This window comes from Streptomyces sp. IBSBF 2435 (assembly GCF_036815005.1).
Lineage (GTDB): Bacteria > Actinomycetota > Actinomycetes > Streptomycetales > Streptomycetaceae > Actinacidiphila.
The window spans coordinates 1-3452 of record NZ_JAJSYW010000332.1 but is presented as its reverse complement, the minus strand read 5'-3'; the positions used below and the strand labels follow the sequence as shown (position 1 = coordinate 3452).

The following is a 3452-nucleotide window of genomic DNA, read 5'->3' as shown; positions in this document are numbered from 1 at the left end:
CCATCATCCCGCCCCCCGCGCCCCCACGACGTCCACCGGGAGGACACGGAAGCCGCTGACGCGGCGGGCCGGGGACTTGCGCGGGCGCGGCCATGGCGCCGGGTTCCGCGGGCGCGGCGGCTTGCGCAGGCGCGGCCATGGCGCCCGGGGCGGGCGTGGGCCGCCGGGCCGGGCGGCCGGCCCACGAGCTGGCAGAGGCACGCCGGACGCGGCACATAGCGGCGGGTTCCGCGGGCGCGGCGATAGCGCCGGGCACGGCGCGCGGGCCGGCGGCGGTGGAGCAGCCGGGCGGGCCCGGGACGGTGACCGGCACCCCCGGGTGCCGGTCGTCAGGGGGTGGTGAGCCTTGTGGCGGCCCAGCGGACCGCTGGGCGGTCCTGGGGGAGCCAGTCGACGGTGTCGACCTCGGTCGAGCGGAGCCAGCGCAGTTCGTCGTGGTCCTGGAGGGGGCGCGGGCTGCCGGAGAGCAGGCGGGCCGTCCACACCTGGAGCATCAGCGCGCCGCCCGCCACCGGCCACTGGCCCGGCACCCTTTCCAGCGGCTCGACCTCGACGCCCAGCTCCTCGCGCAGCTCGCGCACGAGCGCGTCCGGCGCGCTCTCCCCCGGCTCCAGCTTGCCGCCGGGCAGCTCCCAGCGGCCCGCCAGCTCGGCGGGTGCCGTGCGGCGGGCGGCGAGCAGCCGGCCCTCGGACAGCACGGCGCCGCCCACCACCAGCCGGGCAGCCGTCACGCCTGGGCCAGCCGGGGGGCGATGCGCTCGATGACGTAGCGGCGCGGTTGCGGGATGCCGTTGCCCTGGCTCTGCTCCTGGCCGTTCTGCCGGCCGCGGTCACGGTCACGGCTGTCGAGCTGGTCGGCGATCCGCTCGGCCTCGGCCCGTGTCGCGTACCGGCCCACCCGGTAGCGGTTGGCGGCGTCGTCCTGGCGTATGAGGACCCAGACGAGGTCGGACGTCATGAGGTGTCATGCCCTTTCACTTGCACTGCCGGCCTGCGCGCCGGAAGCGGTCGCATTCTCGGTGGGGTTGGCGGTCGAAGTGGCGGTGACGCCGGTGACGGCGGCGGTCGAGGTAGCAGGGGCAGTGGCAGTGGCGCCGGTGGACTCGATCGCGCCGAGATGCGCGATGTTCGCGCGGTCCTCGGCGTCCCGCTCCTGCTCGGCGCCGGCCGCGAACCAGGCGTCGAGAATCTCGGCGAGCAGCCCGCCGGACAGCGTACGCAGCCCGAGCGCCAGCGCGTTCGCGTCACTCCATACGCGTGCTCCGCGCGCGGCGTACGCGTCGGCGCACAACGCGGCACGTACGCCGGGAATCTTGTTGGCCGCGATGGATGCGCCGGCGCCCGTCCAGCAGCAGACGACCGCCTGATCCGCGGCGCCTTTCGCGACGGCGCGCGCCGCCGCCTCCGCGCTCCAGGCCCAGTCGGCGCGATCACCGTCGCACAGCGCGCCGAACACCTCCACAATGTGCCCGCGGCGACGAAGATCGTCAACGACCAGCCTGGCCGGGAGCTCATCCATGTCCGAGGAAACGGCGATGCGCATATGCCCGACCCTACGCCCGAGCTTCACAGCGCGGGCAGGCAATGCTGCGAAGAGGCACCGATCCGGCCATGCGTTCGACCAGAAGTCGACGGACCGTCAGCTCACCGCACGGGCAGGTGGTACACCGCCCGGTATTTCTCCGCGGGGATGACGACATCGGCGGTCTCGACCGGCCGCCCCGAGGCGAAGTACGTCCGCCGGATCTCGATCACCAGATGGCCTGGCACCCCGCCGAGCGCCGCGGTCTCGACGGCCAGCCCGGGGCGGGCGCCGACCTCCTCGGCCATGTGGTCCACCACCACGTCGATGGCCGCCATCCTGGCCACCACACCCTGCCCGCCGACCGGCCCCTCTTCGGGCAGTAGCACCGGCGTACGCCCCGTCAGCGCCAGCGGCTCCCACGAGGTGGACAGCAGCGTCGGCTCACCCTCGGTGCGGAAGAGGTAGTGGGTGCGCATCACCCGTTCGCCCGGCTCGATCCGCAGCCGCTCGGCGACGTCGAGCGACGCCGTGTCCTGCACGCTGCGCGATTCCCAGGTGCCCTTGCTGCCCTCGTCCGCCTGCTCCTGCCGGTAGGGGGTGGCCTGGCCGGCCGGGCGGTAGCCGCTGCGGACGATCCGCCGGGGCCTGGGACGCTCGCGGACGTACGTACCGGAGCCGGAGCGGCCCTCGACGAAGCCCTCGGCCATCAGCACCTTGCGCGCTTCGAGCGCGACGGTGTCGGAGACGCCGTATTCGGTGCGGATTCTCGCCTGCGAGGGGAGCCGGGCGTGCGGGGGAAGCGTGCCGTCGAGAATCTTGCGGCGCAGGTCGTCGGCGACGCGCAGGTACGCAGGCTGCTCACCGAATGCCACGGGCTGCCCCTCCCAGGGGTTGACTGTCCGCGACAGCTTCGCAACCCTGGGTACTCAACCGCAAGCCTTGCCCCAAGCCTCACGCTCCGCGCACACTTCGGCCGCACCCCCGCCGGCGCGGCCGGTCACACCGTCGCCCACCTGCGGCTCAGACACCCACACCCGTGCCCCGCGCCGGGCTCTCGCCCGACTTCACCGAACCGGTCACCCGGCCGCCGGGGGAGCCGAAGAAGCAGATCACCGAGCGCTCGTGCTCGGCCCAGTTGCCGGCCGGCGGCAGGTAGAAGTACAGCTTGTCGGCCACCCGCGGCTCCTTGCCATCCAGGTAGGTGCGGGCGTACTTCACGCAGTTGGTCTGCGCGTCGTCGGTGACCCCGTCCACCCCGGGGTACGGGTCGTCGGCGCCGGACTGGATCTCGTAGACCGCGAAGGCCTCGGCGTCGTGCGCCTCGGCGCAGTCCACGACGTCCACCGAGGTGGAGCGGGTGCCGCTGTCGCTCCCGTAGTCGGACAGCTTCTTGCCGACGGTGTTGAAGCACTGGCCGGCCTTGAGGTCGCCGACCTGGGTGTTGCCCCCGTCGAAGACGCCGACCGCGGCGAGCGTGATGAGCGCGGCGAGCCCGAGCGTCCACACACTGGAGAGCGTGATCCCGGCGACCGCCATCCCCTTGCCGCGCTCGCCGCGCCGCTTGACCTGCTTGAGGCCCACCAGCCCGAAGATCAGGCCGAGCACGGGCACGCACGGGATGAGGCCGACCACCAGCGCGGCGATCGACATGCCGTTGGTGGTCCGCTCGTGCGCGTACCAGCCCTGCTGGCCCGGGTACCCCGGCTGCCCGCCCGGCGCCGCGTAGCCGAACGGCTGCTGCTGCGCCCCGGGGTAGGGCTGCCCGTAGGGTCCGGCGGTGGCGTACGGATTCGGCGGCGGCTGCTGCGGGTACGACTGCTGGGACTCCGGGGGCTGCTGCGGCGCGTACGGATGCGGCGGCTGCGGATACGACGGCAGGCCCTGGTGCGGCGGCCGGGCGGGCGGCGGCACACCGTCGGGGGACGGC

At 74.0% G+C, this 3452-nt stretch carries 4 protein-coding genes and 1 pseudogene; all 5 read right to left on the bottom strand.

Translation table 11 applies throughout. The features are described from left to right. Nucleotides 1–329: 329 nt before the first annotated feature. On the bottom strand, nt 330–731 hold the full coding sequence (locus tag V7E46_RS32965) for a (deoxy)nucleoside triphosphate pyrophosphohydrolase (RefSeq protein ID WP_329175088.1): 402 nt from the start codon (nt 729–731) through the stop codon (nt 330–332). Then, nucleotides 728–958, bottom strand: coding sequence for an SPOR domain-containing protein (locus V7E46_RS32960; protein ID WP_333771838.1), 231 nt, complete (start codon nt 956–958; stop codon nt 728–730). Before V7E46_RS32960 ends, V7E46_RS32965 begins: the two co-directional genes overlap by 4 nt. A 144-nt stretch (nt 959–1102) precedes the next feature. Beyond that, nucleotides 1103–1543, bottom strand: a pseudogene (locus V7E46_RS32955) (RpiB/LacA/LacB family sugar-phosphate isomerase); the annotation flags it as partial. A 101-nt stretch (nt 1544–1644) separates the two neighbouring features. Continuing rightward, nucleotides 1645–2397 carry a GntR family transcriptional regulator gene (locus V7E46_RS32950; protein WP_329175093.1) on the bottom strand — a complete coding sequence of 251 codons (753 nt, stop codon included), beginning with the start codon at nt 2395–2397 and terminating at the stop codon, nt 1645–1647. A gap of 148 nt (nt 2398–2545) precedes the next feature. Then, nucleotides 2546–3452, bottom strand: a 907-nt coding sequence (locus V7E46_RS32945) for a DUF4190 domain-containing protein (protein WP_333771837.1), incomplete at its 5' end; no start/stop codon positions are given.

What these genes read in the sequence shown, in the direction of transcription:
- V7E46_RS32960 (WP_333771838.1), bottom strand. Translation starts at nt 958, where the DNA reads ATGACGTCCGACCTCGTCTGGGTCCTCATACGCCAGGACGACGCCGCC.